This window comes from Ectopseudomonas toyotomiensis (genome assembly GCF_900115695.1).
GTDB lineage: Bacteria > Pseudomonadota > Gammaproteobacteria > Pseudomonadales > Pseudomonadaceae > Aquipseudomonas > Aquipseudomonas toyotomiensis.
Genome location: NZ_FOXK01000002.1, coordinates 281,005 through 300,934, shown reverse-complemented (window position 1 = coordinate 300,934; position 19,930 = coordinate 281,005). Strand labels below are relative to the sequence as shown.

At 63.9% G+C, this 19,930-nt stretch carries 23 protein-coding genes; 11 read left to right on the top strand and 12 right to left on the bottom strand.

The annotated features are described in order from the left end of the window. Nucleotides 1-131: 131 nt before the first annotated feature. Nucleotides 132-746: a TetR/AcrR family transcriptional regulator gene (locus BM186_RS04725; RefSeq protein WP_072423373.1), complete on the top strand. Its 615-nt coding sequence runs from the start codon at nucleotides 132-134 to the stop codon at nucleotides 744-746. Nucleotides 747-833: 87 nt separating this feature from the next. Here BM186_RS04725 and BM186_RS04720 read toward each other — a convergent pair whose 3' ends face one another. The 3 genes from BM186_RS04720 to BM186_RS04710 all read right to left on the bottom strand — a co-directional run bounded on the left by BM186_RS04720 (nucleotide 834) and on the right by BM186_RS04710 (nucleotide 2,601). After that, complete coding sequence (locus BM186_RS04720; protein ID WP_072423374.1) at nucleotides 834-1,697, bottom strand: phasin family protein; 864 nt, start codon at nucleotides 1,695-1,697, stop codon at nucleotides 834-836. Nucleotides 1,698-1,707: 10 nt separating this feature from the next. Next, nucleotides 1,708-2,154 carry a phasin family protein gene (locus BM186_RS04715; RefSeq protein WP_072423375.1) on the bottom strand — a complete coding sequence of 149 codons (447 nt, stop codon included), beginning with the start codon at nucleotides 2,152-2,154 and terminating at the stop codon, nucleotides 1,708-1,710. A 171-nt stretch (nucleotides 2,155-2,325) separates the two neighbouring features. After that, nucleotides 2,326-2,601 carry a polyhydroxyalkanoic acid system family protein gene (locus BM186_RS04710; RefSeq protein ID WP_017678522.1) on the bottom strand — a complete coding sequence of 92 codons (276 nt, stop codon included), beginning with the start codon at nucleotides 2,599-2,601 and terminating at the stop codon, nucleotides 2,326-2,328. Between the two features lie 147 nt (nucleotides 2,602-2,748). Between BM186_RS04710 and ubiE the strand changes: the two genes are divergently transcribed. From ubiE to BM186_RS04665, 9 genes are all read left to right on the top strand, one after another. Next, the gene (ubiE, locus tag BM186_RS04705; RefSeq protein WP_072423376.1) at nucleotides 2,749-3,519 is read left to right on the top strand and encodes a bifunctional demethylmenaquinone methyltransferase/2-methoxy-6-polyprenyl-1,4-benzoquinol methylase UbiE; all 771 of its coding nucleotides are present in this window, start codon (nucleotides 2,749-2,751) and stop codon (nucleotides 3,517-3,519) included. Beyond that, a complete protein-coding gene (locus tag BM186_RS04700) occupies nucleotides 3,519-4,136 on the top strand; it encodes a ubiquinone biosynthesis accessory factor UbiJ (RefSeq protein ID WP_074913713.1) in 618 nt (205 codons plus the stop codon). The genes ubiE and BM186_RS04700 overlap by 1 nt, the downstream gene beginning before the upstream one ends. Next, the gene (gene ubiB, locus BM186_RS04695; protein WP_074913712.1) at nucleotides 4,133-5,716 is read left to right on the top strand and encodes a ubiquinone biosynthesis regulatory protein kinase UbiB; all 1,584 of its coding nucleotides are present in this window, start codon (nucleotides 4,133-4,135) and stop codon (nucleotides 5,714-5,716) included. The genes BM186_RS04700 and ubiB overlap by 4 nt, the downstream gene beginning before the upstream one ends. 73 nt (nucleotides 5,717-5,789) lie before the next feature. Further along, the gene (gene hisI / locus BM186_RS04690; protein WP_072423379.1) at nucleotides 5,790-6,188 is read left to right on the top strand and encodes a phosphoribosyl-AMP cyclohydrolase; all 399 of its coding nucleotides are present in this window, start codon (nucleotides 5,790-5,792) and stop codon (nucleotides 6,186-6,188) included. Then, nucleotides 6,181-6,516, top strand: a complete 336-nt coding sequence (locus BM186_RS04685) for a phosphoribosyl-ATP diphosphatase (RefSeq protein WP_003458971.1) — start codon at nucleotides 6,181-6,183, stop codon at nucleotides 6,514-6,516. Before hisI ends, BM186_RS04685 begins: the two co-directional genes overlap by 8 nt. A gap of 23 nt (nucleotides 6,517-6,539) precedes the next feature. Continuing rightward, complete coding sequence (tatA, locus tag BM186_RS04680; RefSeq protein WP_074913711.1) at nucleotides 6,540-6,773, top strand: twin-arginine translocase TatA/TatE family subunit; 234 nt, start codon at nucleotides 6,540-6,542, stop codon at nucleotides 6,771-6,773. Between the two features lie 3 nt (nucleotides 6,774-6,776). After that, a complete protein-coding gene (tatB, locus tag BM186_RS04675; protein WP_003458969.1) occupies nucleotides 6,777-7,121 on the top strand; it encodes a Sec-independent protein translocase protein TatB in 345 nt (114 codons plus the stop codon). Then, nucleotides 7,118-7,912, top strand: coding sequence for a twin-arginine translocase subunit TatC (tatC, locus tag BM186_RS04670; RefSeq protein ID WP_074913710.1), 795 nt, complete (start codon nucleotides 7,118-7,120; stop codon nucleotides 7,910-7,912). The genes tatB and tatC overlap by 4 nt, the downstream gene beginning before the upstream one ends. Then, nucleotides 7,909-8,619 (top strand): 16S rRNA (uracil(1498)-N(3))-methyltransferase, encoded by a 711-nt coding sequence (locus BM186_RS04665; protein ID WP_074913709.1) that lies wholly within the window; start codon nucleotides 7,909-7,911, stop codon nucleotides 8,617-8,619. Before tatC ends, BM186_RS04665 begins: the two co-directional genes overlap by 4 nt. A gap of 92 nt (nucleotides 8,620-8,711) precedes the next feature. On the opposite strand, the gene dtd is transcribed toward BM186_RS04665, so the two are convergent. Together dtd and pip are read right to left on the bottom strand one after the other, a co-directional pair. Beyond that, a complete protein-coding gene (dtd, locus tag BM186_RS04660) occupies nucleotides 8,712-9,149 on the bottom strand; it encodes a D-aminoacyl-tRNA deacylase (RefSeq protein WP_074913708.1) in 438 nt (145 codons plus the stop codon). Next, nucleotides 9,146-10,117: a prolyl aminopeptidase gene (gene pip / locus BM186_RS04655; RefSeq protein WP_074913707.1), complete on the bottom strand. Its 972-nt coding sequence runs from the start codon at nucleotides 10,115-10,117 to the stop codon at nucleotides 9,146-9,148. The genes dtd and pip overlap by 4 nt, the downstream gene beginning before the upstream one ends. Nucleotides 10,118-10,195: 78 nt before the next feature. On the opposite strand from pip, the gene BM186_RS04650 reads away from it, so the two are divergent. Continuing rightward, the gene (locus tag BM186_RS04650) at nucleotides 10,196-10,633 is read left to right on the top strand and encodes a hypothetical protein (RefSeq protein WP_074913706.1); all 438 of its coding nucleotides are present in this window, start codon (nucleotides 10,196-10,198) and stop codon (nucleotides 10,631-10,633) included. Between the two features lie 76 nt (nucleotides 10,634-10,709). On the opposite strand, the gene BM186_RS04645 is transcribed toward BM186_RS04650, so the two are convergent. The 7 genes from BM186_RS04645 to BM186_RS04615 all read right to left on the bottom strand — a co-directional run bounded on the left by BM186_RS04645 (nucleotide 10,710) and on the right by BM186_RS04615 (nucleotide 19,650). Further along, complete coding sequence (locus BM186_RS04645; protein WP_074913705.1) at nucleotides 10,710-11,252, bottom strand: lipocalin family protein; 543 nt, start codon at nucleotides 11,250-11,252, stop codon at nucleotides 10,710-10,712. 12 nt (nucleotides 11,253-11,264) lie between these two features. Beyond that, nucleotides 11,265-11,516, bottom strand: coding sequence for an outer membrane protein assembly factor BamE domain-containing protein (gene bamE, locus BM186_RS04640; protein ID WP_024306606.1), 252 nt, complete (start codon nucleotides 11,514-11,516; stop codon nucleotides 11,265-11,267). 69 nt (nucleotides 11,517-11,585) lie between these two features. Beyond that, nucleotides 11,586-12,185, bottom strand: a complete 600-nt coding sequence (locus BM186_RS04635; protein ID WP_074913704.1) for a DUF924 family protein — start codon at nucleotides 12,183-12,185, stop codon at nucleotides 11,586-11,588. After that, complete coding sequence (locus BM186_RS04630; RefSeq protein WP_072423387.1) at nucleotides 12,185-13,192, bottom strand: class 1 fructose-bisphosphatase; 1,008 nt, start codon at nucleotides 13,190-13,192, stop codon at nucleotides 12,185-12,187. The genes BM186_RS04635 and BM186_RS04630 overlap by 1 nt, the downstream gene beginning before the upstream one ends. Nucleotides 13,193-13,227: 35 nt before the next feature. Next, on the bottom strand, nucleotides 13,228-14,928 hold the full coding sequence (locus tag BM186_RS04625) for a histidine kinase N-terminal 7TM domain-containing diguanylate cyclase (protein ID WP_074913703.1): 1,701 nt from the start codon (nucleotides 14,926-14,928) through the stop codon (nucleotides 13,228-13,230). A gap of 187 nt (nucleotides 14,929-15,115) precedes the next feature. Further along, on the bottom strand, nucleotides 15,116-16,459 hold the full coding sequence (locus tag BM186_RS04620) for a DUF3999 domain-containing protein (RefSeq protein WP_074913702.1): 1,344 nt from the start codon (nucleotides 16,457-16,459) through the stop codon (nucleotides 15,116-15,118). Next, a complete protein-coding gene (locus BM186_RS04615) occupies nucleotides 16,456-19,650 on the bottom strand; it encodes a DUF2339 domain-containing protein (RefSeq protein ID WP_241519858.1) in 3,195 nt (1,064 codons plus the stop codon). Before BM186_RS04615 ends, BM186_RS04620 begins: the two co-directional genes overlap by 4 nt. Nucleotides 19,651-19,930: the final 280 nt, after the last annotated feature.

Genomic DNA, 19,930 nt, shown 5'->3' with positions numbered 1-19,930 from the left:
TCGCTCCACCTTCCCCCGAAGAGAGAAGGACATGAGAGATGTCGCTACGCGACTTTTACTAAAGGGATGGCCGGCTGCACGCCGGCCGGTTATCGTCAGCCCTTCGCGCCTAATCGAACAAGAAGCCAAGGATGAAAACCCGCGAGCGCATTCTGCAAACCGCCCTGCAGCTGTTCAACGAGCAGGGCGAGCCCAACGTTTCCACACTGGAAATCGCCAACGAGCTGGACATCAGCCCGGGCAATCTCTACTACCACTTCCATGGCAAGGAGCCGCTGGTACTGGAGCTTTTCGAGCGTTTCCAGAGCGAGATGGCGCCTTTGCTCGACCCGCCAGCCGAAGCCCAGCTGGACGTCGAGGACTACTGGCTGTTCCTGCACCTGATCGTCGAGCGCCTGTCGCAGTACCGCTTTCTCTTCCAGGACCTGTCCAACCTGGCCGGGCGTCTGCCGAAACTGGCGCGCGGCATTCGTCACTGGCTGAACGCGCTGAAACGCACGCTGGCCTCCCTGCTCGCCCGCCTGATGGCCGACGGCCAACTGGCCAGCGGCACCCAGGCGCTCGGCCAACTGGTCGAGCAGATCACCCTGACTCTGCTGTTCTCCCTCGACTATCAGCGCATCCTCGACCAGGAAGGTGAAGTGCGCCTGGTGGTGTACCAGATCATGATGCTGGTGGCGCCACACCTGAACCAGCCCTCACGCAGCACCGTCGAGCACTTGGCGCAGCGGTATCTGGAAGCCTGACGCGCAGCCTCGGTTGCTGTGCATGGCGCACCCTGCGACCGCAAACGAAAACGCCCGGCAGGCCGGGCGTTTTTGATCCTGAGAAACTCAGGACGGGGTGGCTGGAGTTGCCGGAGCGGCAGCCGGAGCCGGTGCAGCGGCCGGCGTTGCAGCAGCGGCCGGAGCCGGTGCCGGTGCAGCCGGTTTCGGCGCAGCTGCCTTGGGCGCTGCCGGTTTCTTCGCAGCCGGCTTCTTCGCCGCAGCAGGTTTGGCTGCTGGCTTAGCTGCAGGCTTGGCGGCGGCTGGCTTGGCAGCGGGTTTCGCTGCGGCCTTGGCTGCCGGTTTCGCCGCAGGCTTGGCCGCAGGTTTAGCTGCCGGCTTGGCGGCTGCAGGTTTCGCGGCAGCCGGTTTGGCAGCGGGCTTGGCTGCAGCTTTGGCAGCAGGTTTGGCGGCCGGCTTCGCAGCAGGTTTGGCAGCAGGCTTGGCGGCAGCCTTCGCGGCAGGTTTGGGCGCAGCTTTGGCAGCAGGCTTGGCGACCGACTTGGCCGATACACCAGTGATCTTCTCCAACTGCTTGGTCAGGCTGTCGACCTTGTCATTCAATGCCTTGACCTCATTGCGGCTGGGTACACCCAGACGCGAGATGGCATTGTTCAGACGCTTGTCGAAGGCCTCTTCCAGCTCACCCCACTTGCCGATCGCCTTGCCCCGGACTTCATCGACCTTGGACTTGGCGGAACCGACCTTGGAACCGACGCCGGCTTTCACCGCATCAACCTGTTTGTCGACTTCGCTCTTGGCCTGCTTTTCAGCCTTCTCGCCGTCCTTGACCAGCGTGTCGAACAGCTTGGTGCCGTCCTTGCTGACCTTGGAATAAGCGCCCAAGCCTGCCAACCAGATCTGACGCGAGTATTTCTCGACCTCGCCGATCCAGGAGCTGGTCTGTTTCTCGGTTTTCTTCTTAACAGCCATCCTGATCTCCTTATTTGGTACGCGCGACATGCTCGAGCAACGCGCTCAGCTCATCCAGCTTAGCAGAGAGTGCTTCAACATCCTGCTTGGACGGAATGCCGATACGGTTCAGAGCGGAAGCCACACGAGTATCGAAAGCCTTCTCGATCTTGTCGAGCTGAACTTCGACCTTGCCTTTAACACTGGTGACATTGCTATTGACCGACTGCTTGACCGATTCGATCTGGCTGTTGGCGGCTTCTACCTGCTCGTCGACCAGCTTCTTGCCTTTGCTTTCGACGCCTTCACCGGCCTTGACCAGCTCCTTGAAGTATTCGGCCCCCTCGCTACCCGCCTTGGCGTAAGCGCCCAGGCCAGCGAGGTAGATCTTGCGGGCATAGCCCTTCACGTCGTCGAACAGACCGGCTTTGTCTTCGACCACGGCTTCGACTTTTTTCTTCACGGCAACTTTCGACATGGTGCACCTCACGCGCTTTGACAGTTAGCGGAAACGCCCACGGAATGCAGGCTTGGGTACACCCTAAGGAGAAAAATTAGAAATCGCATACTAGGAGCAGGCGACAGCATGCATGTTCAATGCGACCCAGTGGCGGCGGGCACAGCGCACCCTACTGGCTTGCCACTGCTCTCAGGCCAGGGATTTGTCCAGCACCTGCTCGATCTCGCGCTGGATCATGCCGCCCATGGGCGACAGCAACAGCCCGAGCTTGAGCTCCACACGCACAGTGTCTTCACCGACCGCGATGCTGCCGTCGGCACCGCTGCGCTTGAACTCAAGGGTGTCGCCATTCCAGCGGTAGCGCACGTCGTACTCGCTGGCCAGGCGCTCGGCCAGGCGTTCGGCCTTCTCGCGGGCGGCCTCGCGACCGAGGGAATGGGATCGTTCGACACGAATACGGGACATGGCAACTCCTTGAACTGGCGGCGTGCCGCACGTCTGCGGCATGAGGTCACATCACTCTACCAGCCCATCGGGCAAGCGGGCACCCAGGCAAGACAAAGGCGCCAGGCGCCTTTAGAATGGTGCGGTTTTCTACCCGGTGAGAGCGACATGAGCGATCCACGCAAGGCCCAGGAGCAGGAACCCACCACCCACTTCGGTTTCCAAGATGTGCCGGAAAGTCAGAAGGCGGAGAAAGTGGCCGAAGTCTTTCACTCGGTGGCGGCCAAGTACGACCTGATGAACGACGTGCTGTCCGGTGGCCTGCATCGCCTGTGGAAGCGCTTCACCATCGAGCTGTCCGGCGTGCGTCCGGGCAACCGCGTACTGGACATCGCTGGCGGCACTGGCGACCTGACCCGCAAGTTCTCCAGCATCGTCGGTCCGACCGGGCAAGTGGTGCTGGCCGACATCAACGACTCCATGCTCAAGGTCGGTCGTGACCGCCTGCTGGACAAGGGCGTGGCCGGCAACGTGCAGTTCGTCCAGGCCGATGCCGAGAAGCTGCCGTTCCCCGACAACCACTTCGACGTGGTCACCATCGCCTTCGGCCTGCGCAACGTCACCCACAAGGAAGACGCCCTGCGCTCGATGCTGCGTGTGCTCAAACCCGGCGGTCGCCTGCTGGTGCTGGAGTTCTCCAAGCCCGGCAACCCGCTGTTGGCAAAGGTCTACGACACCTACTCGTTCAGCTTCATGCCGCTGGCCGGCAAGTTGATCACCAATGACTCGGAAAGCTACCGCTACCTGGCCGAGTCGATCCGCATGCATCCGGATCAGGAAACCCTCAAGGCGATGATGGTCGACGCCGGCTTCGAGCGTGTCACCTACCACAACATGACTGGCGGCATCGTCGCCCTGCATCGCGGCATCAAGCCTTAATGCTGATCACGGGCTTGCTGGCGGGCGTCGAGGCGGGCCTCAACCGCGTCCTGCGCCTCGATGGCACGGCATTGCCGCGCCTGCAGACGCTGAGTGGCAAGGTCATCGCTGTACATTGCCAGAACCCAGCACTGGAAATATTTATCCTGCCCAGCGGCGACGGCCTGCAACTGGCGTCGCAATGGCATGCACCCACCGACTGCACACTCACCGCGCCTGCCTCCAGCCTGGCGCGCCTCGCCCTGAGTCGCGAGAAAACCGCCATCCTGCACCGCCCGGAAGTGTCGCTCGATGGCGACAGCGCGGTGCTGCTGCAACTGGCCGGCATCCTCCAGGATCTGGAGCTGGACTGGGAATACGAAATCTCGCGCTGGCTCGGCCCGGTGGCCACCACCCTGCTCGCGGGTCACCTGCGCAGCCGGGTCAATCTCGCCAGCCACGGCGCCGCCAGCCTCAAGCAGAATCTGGCCGACTACCTGGCCGAAGAGTCACGCACCCTGGTGGGCCAGCGCGAAGCCGATGCGCGTTTCGCCGAGCTGGATCAACTCAAACTCGCCCTCGACCGCCTGGAAGCACGCATCGAGCGCCTCACTTCTGCCAATAAGTCCGACGCATGAAGCTGCTTGCCGTTCGCCGCCTGTTGCGCATCCAGCGCGTAGTCATCCGCTATCAACTGGACGAGATGCTCTTCGAGCTGCCGCTGCCATTCTGGCTGCGCGCGCTGTCCTGCCTGCTGCCCTGGCGCTGGCTGCCGCGCAAGCCGCTGGGGCTGTCGCGCGGAGCACGCCTGCGTCTGGCGCTGGAAGACCTGGGGCCGATCTTCATCAAGTTCGGCCAACTGCTGTCCACCCGCCGCGACCTGCTGCCGCCGGATATCGCCGATGAGCTGGCGCGCCTGCAGGATCAGGTGCCGCCCTTCCCGGAAGAGCAAGCCATCGCCCTGATCGAACGCCAGCTTGGCGCACCAGTGAGCGAGCTGTTCGCCCGTTTCGACAGCCAGCCCCTGGCCTCGGCCTCGGTGGCACAAGTGCATGCCGCGCAGCTGAAAAGCGGCGAGCAGGTGGTGGTCAAGGTAGTGCGCCCGGGCCTCAAGCCGGTGATTCGCCAGGACCTTGCCTGGTTGTTCCTGATCGCCCGTATCGCCGAGAAAGCCTCGGCCGATGCCCGCCGCCTGCGCCCGGTGGAAGTGGTCAGCGACTACGAAAAGACCATCTACGACGAACTCGACCTGCTGCGCGAAGCAGCCAACGCCAGCCAGTTGCGGCGCAACTTCGACGGCTCGCCTCTGCTCTACGTACCGCAGGTGTACTGGGACCTGTGCCGCCACCAGGTGCTGGTGATGGAGCGCATCTATGGCATCCCGGTGACCGACCTGGCAACCCTGGCCGACCAGCGCACCGACATGAAACTTTTGGCCGAGCGCGGCGTGGAGATCTTCTTCACCCAGGTGTTCCGCGACAGCTTCTTCCACGCCGACATGCACCCCGGCAACATCTTCGTCAGTACCCGCACGCCGTGGAGCCCGCAGTACATCGCCATCGACTGCGGCATCATCGGCAGCCTCACCGACGAAGACCAGGACTACCTGGCGCGCAACCTGATCGCCTTCTTCAAGCGCGACTACCGCAAGGTCGCGCAATTGCACATCGACTCAGGCTGGGTACCGGCCGACACCAAGGTCAACGAGTTCGAGGCGGCGATTCGCACCGTGTGCGAGCCGATCTTCGAGAAGCCGCTGAAGGACATCTCCTTCGGCCAGTTGCTGCTGCGCCTGTTCCAGACCGCCCGGCGCTTCAACATGGAAGTGCAGCCGCAGTTGGTGCTGCTGCAGAAGACCCTGCTCAACATCGAAGGCCTGGGCCGTCAGCTCTACCCCGATCTGGATCTGTGGAGTACCGCGCAGCCCTTCCTCGAACGCTGGATGCGCGAGCGCATCAGCCCGCTGCATCTGCTGCGCAACCTGCAGCAACAAGCCGAGCAGGTACCGCACCTGTCACAGATCGCCCGCGACACCCTGGAGCGTCTGCAGCAGCCGGTACAGGTCCAGACCACCGCATCGCGCGATCACTGGCCACTGCGCCTGCTTGGCGCGGCACTGATCGGCGCTGGCGCCATGCAGGGCCTGGCACCACTGCTGGCCACCTGGCCAGCCTGGCTGATGGTCGGCGGCGGGCTCTATCTGATACTGCGCCGATAGCCAGTTGGCTGCGGCACTGGCACACTTGAGGAATTCACGGGCCGAGGCCCGGCGCAACAGACACGGAATACCGATGAACGATTGGCTCGACGAAATCCACTGGAACGAAGACGGCCTGGTGCCGGCCATCGCCCAGGACTACCAGACTGGCCGCATCCTGATGATGGCCTGGATGAACCGCGAATCCCTTGCCCTCACCGCCAGCGAGCAACGCGCCATCTACTGGTCGCGCTCACGTGGCAAGTTGTGGCGCAAGGGCGAGGAATCCGGCCATGTGCAGAAGCTGCACGAGCTGCGCCTGGATTGCGACGCCGATGTCATCGTGCTGATGGTCGAACAGCTGGGCGGCATCGCTTGCCACACCGGTCGCGAAAGCTGCTTCTATCGGGTATACGAGAATGGCGGCTGGAAAACCGTCGACGCAGTGCTGAAAGATCCGCACGCCATCTATGCAGGACACAGCCATGAGTGACACCCTGAGCCGCCTGGCCGAGGTACTGGAGTCGCGCAAGGGCGCAGCGGCCGACAGCTCCTACGTCGCCAGCCTGTATCACAAGGGTCTGAACAAGATTCTGGAAAAGGTCGGCGAGGAATCGGTGGAAACCATCCTCGCCGCCAAGGACGCCGCCGCCAGCGGTGACTGCAAGGACCTGATCTACGAAACCGCCGATCTGTGGTTCCATAGCCTGGTCATGCTCGCCGCCCTCGGCCAGCATCCCCAGGCTGTACTGGATGAACTGGATCGCCGTTTCGGCCTCTCCGGCCACGCGGAAAAAGCCGCGCGACCGCAATCCGAATAAACCTTCATTACGGAGTACATATCATGGGCTTTGGCGGTATCAGCATCTGGCAACTCCTGATCATCCTGCTCATCGTGGTCATGCTGTTCGGCACCAAGCGCCTGAAGAGCCTGGGCTCGGATCTGGGCGACGCGATCAAGGGTTTCCGCAAATCGATGGATAGCGGCGAAGCTGAAAAGCCAGCCGTGGAAGAGCCCAAGGGCCAGACCATCGACGCCCAGGCACGCAAGGTCGAAGAGCCAGCGAAGAAAGACTAAGCCATGTTCGACATCGGTTTTACCGAGCTGCTGCTGGTCGGTCTGGTGGCCCTGGTGGTGCTCGGCCCCGAGCGCCTGCCAGGCGCCGTGCGTACGGCCAGCCTGTGGATCGGCCGGATCAAGCGCAGCTTCAACTCGATCAAGGCCGAGGTGGAGCGCGAGATCGGCGCCGACGAGATTCGCCGTCAGCTGCATAACGAGCGGATTCTCGAACTCGAGCGGGAAATGCAGGCGATGAAGCAGGACATTCTCGGCACCGGCAAAAGCGACAATCCGCCAGCGGAGAACAGCGCCAAACCGACTGCCGACACGGCCCCGAGCGTTCAGGACAAGAATCCCCAGCCATGAGCAATAATCCACAAGCCGACCAGGAAATGCCTCTGGTCTCGCACCTGGCCGAGCTGCGCACTCGCCTGTTGCGCTGTGTAGTGATCATCCTGCTGATCTTCGCCGGCCTGTTCTACTTCGCTCAGGATATCTACGCCCTGGTCGCTGCGCCGTTACGCGCCTATCTGCCAGAAGGCGCGACGATGATCGCCACAGGGGTCGCCTCGCCGTTCCTGACGCCATTCAAGCTGACCCTGATGTGTGCGTTGTTTCTCGGCATGCCAGTGATCCTGCACCAGATCTGGGGCTTCATCGCGCCGGGGCTGTACACCCATGAGCGACGCATCGCGGTACCGCTGCTGATTTCCAGTATCTTCCTGTTCTACGCCGGCATGGCCTTCGCCTACTTCGTGGTGTTCCCGATCATGTTCGGCTTCTTCGCCAGCGTGACCCCGGAAGGCGTGGCGATGATGACCGACATCGGCCAGTACCTGGATTTCGTCCTGACGCTGTTCTTCGCCTTTGGCGTGGCCTTCGAGATCCCTATCGCTACCTTCCTGGTTATCTGGGTAGGCATGGTCGACGTAGCGACTCTGCGCAAGAGCCGCCCCTACGTCATTGTCGGCTGCTTTGTGGTCGGTATGGTGCTGACGCCGCCGGACGTGTTCTCGCAGACCCTGCTGGCCGTGCCGATGTGGCTGCTATTCGAGACCGGTGTACTGGCTGGCGCGCTGGTCAAGCGCAAGCGCGACCAGGAACAGGCCGAAGAAGAAGCCAAGTCCGAAGACCAGCCACCCGCACCGCTGCCGTGAACCTGCTACTGCTGGAGGACGCCGACTTCGTCGGTGGCGAGCGGGTACGCCTCAGTGGCAGGCGCCTGAAACATCTACATGAAGTGCATCGCGCCGAAACCGGTGACCGCCTGCGCGTCGGTCATCTTGGCGGCCTGATGGGCGAAGGTCGACTGATCGCCCTGGATGCCGAGCATGCCGAACTGCAGGTCAGTCTCGACCAGCCGTCACCGGCCAAGCTGCCGCTGACCCTGATCCTCGCCCTGCCCCGCCCGAAGATGCTCAAGCGCGTGCTGCAGACGGTCAGCGCCATGGGCGTGGCGCGCCTGGTATTGGTCAACAGCTACCGGGTGGAGAAGAGTTTCTGGCAAACACCGTTTCTCGAGGCCGAGGCCATTCGCGAACAGCTGATCCTCGGCCTGGAACAGGCCCGCGACACGGTGCTACCCGAAGTAAGCATCGAGAAACGCTTCAAGCCCTTCGTCGAGGATCGCCTACCGACCCTGGCGGCGGGAACGCTTGGCCTGACCGGCCACCCCGGTGATTACCCGGCCTGCCCGCGTGCAGTGCAGGAGGCCGTGACCCTGGCCATCGGCCCGGAAGGCGGCTGGATTCCCTACGAAGTCGAGCTGCTGCGCGAAGCAGCAGGCCTGCAACCGGTGCAACTGGGCGAGCGCATTCTGCGGGTGGAGACGGCAGTGCCGGCATTGCTGGCCAGATTGTTCTAAACGCGAACGAGCAACCTGTAGGAGCGAGCTCTGCTCGCGAAGCGTTCGAGTCGCCAGCATTCGCGAGCAGAGCTCGCTCCCACAAACTACCGCTATACCTCGAGCAGAAAGGTCACCGGCCCATCGTTGACCAAGTGCACCTGCATATTGGCGCCGAAGCGTCCGGTGGAGACCTGCGGGTGCTGGGCCCTGGCCATTTCCACCAGAGCATCGAACAGCGCAGCGCCCTGTGCGGGTGGCGCAGCGTTGGAGAAGCTGGGACGCATGCCGCTCTTGGTGTCGGCGGCCAGGGTGAATTGCGAAACCAGTAACAACCCGCCTTGCACGTCGCTCAGCGAGCGGTTCATCTTGCCCGCGTCATCGCTGAACACGCGGTAGTTGAGCAACTTGTGCAGAGCACGGCTGAGGCTGGCCTGATCGTCCTGCGGCTCGATGCCAACCAATGCCAGCAGCCCCTGATCGATACTCCCCACCACCTCGCCTTCGACTTCAACCCGTGCGCCAGTGACGCGCTGGATCAGGAGCTTCATGCGTCCTCCGGCGGCAGGTCGAGCAGGCGCCGGGCCATCTGTTCGGCAGCGCGGATCAGCGCATCGGTGATACCGGGTTCCGCCGCCGAGTGGCCGGCGTCACGGATGATCTGCAGCTCGCTGTTGGGCCAGGCCTGGTGCAGCGCCCAGGCGTTGTCCAGCGGGCAGATGGCGTCGTAGCGACCGTGCACGATGATGCCCGGCAGATGGGCGATCTTCGGCATGTCACGGAGCAACTGGTTAGACTCGAGGAAGGCGTCGTTGACGAAGTAGTGGCACTCGATACGGGCGATGGACAGCGCCCGATGCGCCTCGCTGAAGCGCTCGACCACCTGGGTGTTCGGACGCAGGGTGGCAGTGCGCCCCTCCCAGGTCGACCAGGCCTTGGCCGCATGCATCTGGGCGATCTGGTCGGGACCCGTCAGGCGCTTGTAGAAGGCCTGCATCAGGTCGCCGCGCTCCTCGACCGGGATGGGCGCCACGTAATCTTCCCAGTAATCCGGGAACAGGCGGCTGGCGCCTTCCTGATAGAACCAGCTGAACTCCTGCGGCCGGCACAGGAAGATGCCGCGCAGGATCAGTCCATGCACGCGCTGCGGATGCGCCTGTGCATAGGCCAACGCCAGGGTCGAGCCCCAGGAGCCACCGAACAGCACGAACTTGTCGATGCCCAGATGCTCGCGAATACGCTCGATATCGGCGATCAGCGCCTGGGTGGTGTTGTTCTCCAGACTCGCGTGGGGTGTGGAGCGGCCACAGCCGCGCTGGTCGAAGGTGACGATGCGATACAGGGCGGGATCGAAGTAACGGCGGCTGGCAGAATCGCAGCCTGCGCCGGGGCCGCCATGGATGAACAGTACCGGCAACCCATCCGCAGAGCCGCTCTCGTCGATGTACAGCACGTGCGGTTGCTCGACCGCCAGTTCATGGCGAGCGTAGGGTTTGATCTCCGGGTACAAAGTCTGCATGGTTGGCTCCTGTTGGCTGGGCTACAACTGCCGTGTTCCACTCTGCCCGGCATCATAACCATGAAAAGGAAGTTCAGCATGTCGATGCGTTATCTGGCTTGGTCGCTGTTTATGTCCTTCACCCTCCTGCTTGCCGGCTGCGGCGGCGGTGACGACCCGCAGGCCGCTCTGGAGACGGCCGTTCAGCAGCTGCAGGACAACATCGAGGCCAAGAGCACCGGTGCAGTGCTGGAGCAGTTGCATGGCGACTTCCTCGCCCGCCAGGAACTCAATCGTGAATGGGCCAAGCGCACCATGACCCTGCTGTTCCTGCGCCACAAGAACATCAAGGTCATCGCACTGGGCAAGAACAGCTGGATCGACGCGGCGATCAGCAGCAAGGGCTATACCGAAGTTCAGGTAGGCCTGAGTGGCGCCGAGGGGTTGATCCCCGACAGCGCGCGGCACTATTCGGTGAAACTGGAATGGTGGCTCGACGGCAGCGAGTGGAAGCTGGCGCGCCTGGATTGGGAATGACGACGTAGCCCGGATCAATCCGGGAAATCCCGGTAGACATCCCCGGATTGCATCTGGGCTACGGGCGAGCGCTGGATCAATCGGCCTGACGCCAGATCAGGTCAGAGGTGACGTAGCCCTGCTCGCGCGCGACGCTGAGCAGCTTGTCGCGGGTTTCCTGATCGACTTCAGGGGTGCGCGCGAGCAGCCAGAGGTATTTGTGCTCCGGGTGACCGACCAGTGCCACGCGATAGTCCTCGTCGTGGTAGATCACCCAGTAGTCGCCCTTGATCGGTAGCAGCTTGCTGGCCCAGTTGTCGAAGCGCACCCACAGCTTGTCGGTTTGCCCTTCGACCTGAGGCTCGGCGACGCCCTTGGCCTCGATCCACTCACCGTCCTTGTCGCGGCAGCGGTTGGTCACGTCGATGCGGCCATCGTCACGCAGACCGTAATGCGCTTCGGACTGCACGCAGTTGCGCTGGAAGAACATCGGCAGGCGCGCCAGCTCGTACCAGGTGCCCTGGTAGCGCTGCAGGTCGACCTGCATGGTCTGCGGTGGCGGTTTGGGGATGCTGCCGGTACCGGAATTGGCGCAGCCGGCCAGGGCGAGAATGGCGCTGGCGATTAGGATCGAACGCATGAAAGCTCCTGTTTACTTGAGTCCCTTGCCGGAGAACAGCATGACCTTGTCCCCGGCGTACTGGACGCTGATATAGGCCTTGTCGTCGCCCCAGGTGCAACTGGTCATGCCCAGTGCGCCGGCACATTCGCCCGGCGCGCCGAGCAGGCTTTCCACTTCCTGCTTGCTCATGCCCGCTTTGAGCTTGGAATAGTTTTCCTGATTGACCTTGCTGCAAGCGGCGAGCAGGCAGCAGGCGAGCAACGCGACGATACGCATCGACATGGATGAAGCTCCTGATGGGAAGGTGCCAGCAAGCTTGGCATAGCCGGCGACGACTTGCCCGCTTGGAGTTCAGAAACGCGAGCCGGGTTCCCGCAGGAAGGCCTGCTCTTCGTCAGTGGAGGCGCGACCGAGAATCGCATTGCGATGAGGAAAGCGACCGAAGCGGGCAATCACCCGCTGATGGCGCTCGGCGAAATCGAGGAAATTGGCGAACAATGGCCGTTCATCGACAGCGGCTTCGTTCAGCAGATCAGCAAAGAACTCGACCGCACGGTCTTGCAAGGGCAGATCTTCGGCGTGCTCGAAGACCAGATAGGCAAAGACGCGCTGGATCGGCGTCAGCCTGCGATCCCAGCCGCGATCCAGGCCATCGCGCAACAGCGGGCGGGCCAGGCTGTCGCCGGCAAAGGCCCGCGGCGTATCGCGAAAGATCATGCGCGGCAGCTGATCGAGCAGGATCAGCTGCGCCAGCCAACCTTGCGGGTCGTCCGTCCAACCCTGCAGCTCGCCAGCCAGTGCCTGCTCGACCAGGGCACCGAAGCGCACCTCGGCTTCACGATCCTGGCTGTCACGCTTGCCGAACCACAAACCCTGGCGCGCTGCGGCGACTTCGGTAGCGCTGCCTTCGGTACCGAACCACCAGTCGAGCAGCGGTTGCCAGGCGCTCATCAGTTGCGGTGGTAAGCGGTGATGCGCAGCACTTCTTCCTTGGAGCCGAGGAATACCGGCACTCGCTGGTGCAGGGAAGTGGGCTGGATATCGAGAATGCGCTGGTTACCGTCGGTGGCAGCGCCACCGGCCTGTTCGATGATCATCGACATCGGGTTGGCCTCGTACATCAGGCGCAGCTTGCCCGGCTTGTCCGGCTCGCGGGCGTCACGCGGGTACATGAACACGCCGCCACGGGTGAGGATACGGTGCACGTCGGCCACCATCGAGGCGATCCAGCGCATGTTGTAGTTGCGCCCCAGCGGTCCGGTCTCGCCGGCCAGCAGCTCGGAGACGTAACGCTGCACCGGGGCTTCCCAGTGGCGCTGGTTGGACATGTTGATGGCGAATTCCTTGGTGGATTCCGGCACCTTGATGTTGTCATGGGTGAGCACGAAGCTGCCCAGCTCGCGATCCAGGGTGAAGCCTTTCACGCCATCGCCCAGAGTCAGCATCAGCATCGTCTGCGGGCCGTAGATGGCGTAGCCGGCCGCAACCTGCTGGGTGCCCGGCTGGAGGAAGGCCTCCTCGCCCAGGTCGCCGGTGTCACCGTTGCGATCCGGGCAGCGCAGCACGGAGAAGATGGTGCCGACCGAGACGTTGACGTCGATGTTGCTGGAGCCGTCCAGCGGGTCGAATACCAGCAGGTAGGCACCCTTGGGGTACTTGCCGGGAATCTGGTAGGCGTTGTCCATTTCCTCGGACGCCATGCCGGCCAGGTGGCCGCCCCACTCGTTGGCTTCGAGCAGGATCTCGTTGGAGATCACGTCGAGCTTCTTCTGCACTTCGCCCTGCACGTTCTCGCTATCCAGGCTGCCCAGTACGCCGCCGAGGGCGCCCTTGGAAACCTGGTGGCTGATCGCCTTGCAGGCCCGTGCCACGACTTCGATAAGGAAACGCAGGTCGGCCGGGGTGTTGTGGCTGCGAGTCTGCTCGATCAGGTAGCGGCTCAGGGTGACGCGGGACATGGACGGCTCCGGAAAGGGGAAAAATCGCGCGCAGTTTAACCCGAGTCGCCGCGCAATGCTGCCTGCCGGGATGGATGGCTGAGATCGGCGCCTGCCAGCAGCCCGCAAACACGATTGCGCCCGTCGCGTTTGGCCTGGTACAGCGCGGCGTCGGCAGCCTGCAGAAGCTCGTCGAGTGCCTGCCCCTGCTCAGGCCAATGGGCCAGGCCGGCAGACAGGGTCACACGCTGGTCGCCGCCACGGGTGGCGACATCGCGAGTCGCCAGTTGCGCGCAGATGCTCTGCAGGCGCTCGCTGGCCTCGCGCGGATCAGCGCCCGGCAATATCAGCAGAAACTCTTCGCCACCGATACGAAACACCGCGTCGGTGCTGCGCAGGTTGTCCAGCAGATGCTGCGCGACGGCCTTGAGTACGTCGTCACCGACCAGGTGGCCGCATTCGTCGTTGAGGCGCTTGAAGTGATCAAGATCGATCAGGGCCAGCGCCAGTGGCAGGCTCTCGCGCTGTGCCCTGGCCAGTTCACGTTCGAAGAATTCATCCAGATAGCGGCGGTTGTAGAGGCCGGTCAGCGGGTCGCACAGGGCCTGCTCGCGCAGTTGCTCGTGCAGGCTGGAGATGGTGCGCAGACGCTCTTCGCTCAGCGCCAGGGCCTCGGCCAACTTGAGCTCGCTGAGGTGACGCTGAGTCACGTCACGGATATAGAGCATATGGCCGAGCAGGGTCGGGCCATGGCGGGTGGCGCGCTGGATGGCGCGCACGCGCACCTCGTAGTAGCGCGCGGCGCTGGTCAGCGTCAGCGGCAGGTCCTGCTCGGGGCCTTTGTGCTCTTGCAGCAACTGTTGCAGATCGGCACCGAAAACCGGCCACCGCCCCAACTCGGTGCCTTGCCATCCCGATTGCAGGCCTGCCAGTTTCAGCGCCGCCGGATTGGCCTCGATCACACGTCCACGCGGGTCGATCACCAGCACCGGATCGAGCAAGGCTTCGAGCAGCAGATGGCGGGCCACCGGCAACAGGTCGAACAGACGCACCCCGACGATCAACCAGGAAAAAGCAATCAGGGTGAACGCGAAACTGAAGGGCGTCGGGTCGAAGCCGAACAGCGTCCAACCGAACCCCACATAACCGATATTGGCCACCCAGGGCACCGCGGTGACCAGCACGAAGGCCAGATAGTGGCGGCGATGCAGCCCCTGACTCAGCGCCGCGGCACGCGTCACCACGCCCATGCAGAAGGCCATGAACAGGTAGACGTAGACGGCGGTGGCGTAGAACAGCGGGCCATGCTCGTAGCGCACCGGCGCCCCCAGACTGGCATCGACCGGCGCACTGCCAGCCCCGTAGAACAGACCATGCCAAGGGTTGCTCAGCGCCAGCCCCCAGACCAGCAGCGGCACCAGGCTCAGCCCGAGGATACTGCTGCGCGCCAGAGGCGCGCGCATGCTGTTGACGTATTGCCAAAGAAAGACGGCCCAGAACGTCGGCGTGGAAACGATGCCGGGCCAGGCCATGCTGGCCCAGAACATCTTGCAGTCGGCACTGAGGAAGGTCATTTCCAGCGCCGCAGCCACCATCCACCAGAGGCTGGCCAGATGCAGCAGGATGAAACTGTCACGTCCGGGAAAGTCGCGCTGACGGGTCACCCAGTGCGCCAGCAGGATCACGCCGAGGCACACTAGCAGTGTCACCAGGACAGGCGCCGAGAAACTCCAGCCGGACGCCATGCAGGCCTGCATCAGCGACTCCTCCGCATTCCCGGCGAAGCAGTGCGTGAGTCGCATACGCAAGCGACACGGGGCGACTGGACGATGACGCGAATCGAAATACGCAAGGGCCTTCCTGACCTTCAATGCTGGATTGGCGCGGGGTGCCTAAGATACTGCAAAAGCCCTGCCGCAGCTGGGCTTTATTGGTCCATGCCTCTCAGGCGTCTGGTGGGCGACGCAGCACACTGGCGGCCATCGCGGCCAGCAACCCAACGCCCACCAGCAGTACAGCCCAGAGTCCCCAACGCTGCCAGTCCTGACCGGCGCCGGCTTGTGATTCGACCACAGCGGCAAGCGGCTCGACCAACTCGGCACGACCAAGGCTGACAAGTCGTTCAGGCTGATAACCGGGGATCAGGGTGTGCAGCGGCAATGCTGCCGACTGCGCACTCGGGCTACCCAGCGCCAGCCGATAAGGCGGCTCGCCACGGGCGAGAAACACCAGTTGCGTGGCACGTAGCGCTACCTGCAGGCGAGGCGTATCCGCACCCAAGCCGCCCCCTCGCGCATCCACCTGCACGCGCAGCTGGCGCACCGGCCAACCGGGAAGGGCCAACTCATCGTTCACCACTTCACGCCCAGCCTCAGGCAGACGATAAAGCACCCCGCTTGTCAGCTGACGCCAGGCGTCCTGGTCGCTGCTGCGCGCCTCGAAGCGCAGTGGCGCCAGTGTGTTGCTCTGTTCCAATTCGACCCGCAGTCGCTCCAGAGGCAACGACAAGGGCAACTGCCACTGGTACTGCCCCTCAGCGTTGGTCTGCGCCGGCATGGACTCGGACCACACCAGCGGCGCAGCCTGATGAGCCTGCCGCTGACTGCGCAGGGTAACGGCCTGCAGTTGCGGGGCCCGGGCTGGGTTGCTCCACAGCAGACGCAGATAACGGGCACGCTGCCCAGGCAGTTCGACCTGACGCTGGTCGATACGCTCATCGGCGAAGCTCAGACGTGCCACCTGCCCTTCTCCCCAACTGCGCCAGTGCTGCAGGTCGTCACTGGCCTCGATGCTGAAGCGCTGAAATCCTTCCTCTGCCCCACTCCAGTCCAGATTCAGACGCACCAGCGACGCATCGATGGCGCTGGCATCGAGCAACCAGCCGCGCAGTTGCTGCTCGCTTGCGGCCGGTGCACCGCCGCGCAGTTCGATCAGCGTGCCAGTGGTGCTGCGCTCGACGCGTAGCGCGGGTACTTCCTGGGCATCAGCGCGGCCCCGCAACGGAAACCAGCGCACGCCATGCTCCTGTTCCTGTTGCACGGTCTCGCTACGCCCCGGAATCAACGCATAGGCCTGCATCTGACCATTGCTGTCGAATACTCGCAGATCACGCAAATCACCATGTCCGGCGGCGAGGTGAGCAGCGAAGGGCAGCTCCAGGCGATACCAGGGGCCCTCACCAGCGAGTTGCAGGGCAGCGTTGTGCCGATAGTCCTGAGGTGTCTCACTGGCCTGGCTGAGCGCACTCAACGATAACCCCAGGAGCAGGCCCCAACGGATGAGTTTCATACGGCAGACTCCTGTTCGTCAGCAGCAGCTGACTTTTCGGCCTTGCGCGGCGGCAGCGGGGCGAAATAGCCCACCACCAGCAACAGCACCCCGACGCCGATGAACGAGACGATGCGCTCCAGGCCGCCGCGGTTGCCCAGTTCGACGAAGAACAGCTTGGCCACCACCAGGGCGATCAGCGCAGCGCCTACCAGCCACAGCTCGCGGCGTATGCGCAAATGGCCGAAGAGCATCAGCGCCAGGGCGATCAGGGTCCAGACGATGGACAGCCCGGCCTGCACCAGCATCGAGTCGAACAGTGCCGCGCTCTGCCAGAGCACGCCGCCCCAGTGGTGCGCGGTGCGCATCACCATCACGGTCAGCAGGGCGAACAGCGACAGCCCTGCGACGGCCTGCACCACCGGCAGCACCCGTACCGGTGCCAGGCCGAAGCGCGGCAACGCATTACGCGCCCAAACGAACAGCGCGCCCAGACACAGCAGCAAACCCAGCTCCAGTGGATTGAACAGCGGCAGATAAGGCAGCGGATCGCTGTCGCCGGCGCTACTGGCATTGGCCAGCCAGAACCAGGCGAGCATCAGCGCGGCCAGCGGTGCCGCTGCCCACAGCCTGTATTCACGCTCGAACCCAGCCACCGGCCAGGGTAGGCGACGTGCCTGCGCCATTACCCACAGGTAAGCGGTCGGCAGCAATGCCCAGCCCAGCCAGCGCCAGGCATTGTAGTGATCGGCCAGGCTCAGCATCAGGTAGCGCAGCTCCAGCGCCAGCACGCCGATCAGCAACCAGCAGCCGAGCACATGGGCGACGCTGGCTGCCATGGACGGTAGTAGCTCATGCAGACGGCGCAGGACAAGCAGATGCGCCGCTATCACCACCACCCAGCCCAACCAGCCGAAGTTCGCCGCCGGGTGATAGAAGGGATGCCAGGCGTGAATCAGGATCAAGCCCGCCACCGGTGCCAGCAGGCTGCACAGCAGCGCCAACTCGCGCCAGCGGGTGCGTAGCGCCAGCAGCATCCAGATCAGCGCCGACAGCGCAGCCAGTATCAGCAACACGCTGGCCTGCATGTTATCGCTCACGAAGCGCAGCACCTCACTGGCCAAAGCCAAGGCCCACCAGCCCGCGCCCCAGGCCAACAGTAGCTGGCCCAGGCGCTGCAGACTGACGCCATCGATGCCCGTATCACGGCCGCTACGCGCCAGCCCCTGCAGGCGCCAGGCGCCGATCTGCGCAGCCAGGCCGAGCACAGCGGGGGTCCAGAAGCCGGTGTGCGCCAGCGGCGACAGGCCCTCGCCACTGATGCCCGACAGCAGCAACGGCCCGGCCGCGAGGAAGGCCAGGCCTGCAAACACTTGCAGCGCCAGGCTGAACAGGAAGGCGGCGCGCTGCTGCAGATACAGCGCCAGCCAGAGAATCAGCAGCCCCGTACCACCCCACACCGCCGCGGCTGCGACCCAGGGCAGGACGAACAGCACGGCCAGGTTGATGAACATCAGGCCCACCAGCATCACCATCGACAAGGCGCCGAGCAGCCGGCGATTCTCGCGAATCTGCGGATCACGCGCGGCCAGCAGCATGCCGGCGATCAGCCCCAAGCCAACCATCGACGCCGCCAGCAAGCCAAACCAGCCGGCGCTGAAACCACCGCGACCGAACAGCGAATCCAGCGCCATCTGACCGAGGAACAGCAAACCGCCTAGCAACTGGATGGCAAAGGCGCTGTAGACGAAGCTCGGCGCCGCGATGCGCAGCCCGACCAACAGGGTCGCCAACCCCACCAGCGCCCAGGCGATGGCCGTGCCGGGGGCCTCGAACAGCAGCGGTGCGATCAGATAGAGAAACGCCAGGCCGGCAATGCCGAGCCAGGGCAGCAGGCGCCTCTCCCAGGCGCTGCCCGCCTCAGGTTCGCGGCGCAGTTGCCAGTAGCTGAACAGCAGCGCCACACCGAGCATCAGTGCGCCCAGCGGCGAACCGTCCAGCAGGCTGGCGTAGCCAAGATCCAGGCCACTGAGGAAGGCCAGCGCCGCGCCCACCTGCAGCAACAGAGCGAAGGCGCGCGCCAGCGGCCGGCCCTGGCGCAGGCCGAGCCAGTAGATACCAGCGCCTTCCACCGCCCAGGCCGCCGCCGTCCAGCGCGCATCCAGCCCCAGCGGAATGGCCAGGCTGGCGAATACCACACCAAGGGCCAGGCAGATTTCCACCAACAGCCGCGCCCGCTCGCCGGCGCGCGCCTTGAGTACCCGCGCCAGCAGCAGATAGAACAGCCCGAGGCCGAGGGCGCTGAACGCCGCAGCAAACTCGATATGTCGAACCAATGCGACTTGCAGACCGAAGCCGATCAACGGCGGGCCGAACAACGTGGTGGCATCGACGTAATCGCCCCGGCGCAGCGACCAGCGCAACAGCTCGTCCCGCGCCTCGGGCGCATCCGCCGCATCACGCAGAGTGCGGCGGGCGAACAGCAGGCCGATGGCCACATACATCAAAAAGAACAGGATCAGGAATGGCTGGGTGCTGGCCAGTAGCTCCGGCGTGTAGGAGCGCAGCCCCCAGGCGAAACCGATGCCGAAGGTGCCGACGAAGCCGATCAGGTTGAGCAGGCGCCAGGCCTTGAACCAGGCGATGGCGAAGATGCCGGCATTGAGCAGGGCGAAATAGGAGAACAGCGCGACATGGTTGCCGCTGCCGGTGGAGGTCAGGATCGGTGCGGCGAAACCGCCCAGAGCTGCCGCGGCGGCCAGGCCCAGGGCGTTCTGCTGCACGGCGAGGATGGCCGAGAACAGTGTCACCGCCACCAGAAGGCCGAGTGCCAGGCCCGGATCGAGCAGCGGATGCAGGCGCATGGCGGCGAACACCGTCAGGTACAGCACGGCGATGCCGGTGCCCTGCAGCACCAGGGCGTAGTTGCGATTGCGTCGGCGCAACCACCAGCCCAGGCCAAGCAAGGCCAGGGCGCTGGCGGCGACGCCCATGTAACGCAACTCTACCGGTACCTCGACACCTTCGGTGGCATAACGAAGGAGGAAGGCCAGGCCGAGAAAAAGCAGTACCACGCCGACTCGCAGCACGGTGTTGCCGCCGAACAGCCAGGCCTTGCCGGCGGCGATACCACGCTCTACCAGATTCGGCTCACGCGGCGCTTGCTCGCGCCAGGGGCTTTGTTGTGTGTAAGCGAGCGGTGCTTTTGGCACTGCCTCGCGAGGCTTTTGGCATAGCGCAACCGTCTATCAGCCGCGAAATTTTGCGGCTGATATGGCACAGCACCCATGCTACGGCCGACCGGTCTTAACCAACCACTGCCCGTAGACCAGCCCCGCGCGAATTGCCTCCTCCTCACTTGCTGCATACATGGGCTCGGGACATGCCCGGACGCCAAGAACCTCTCCCTGCGACGAGGTGATGGAACACTGCACAGACCACTTCCCTATGTCGCTTTGATAGGTGTGTTCGGAGACGATCAGATAGCCTTGA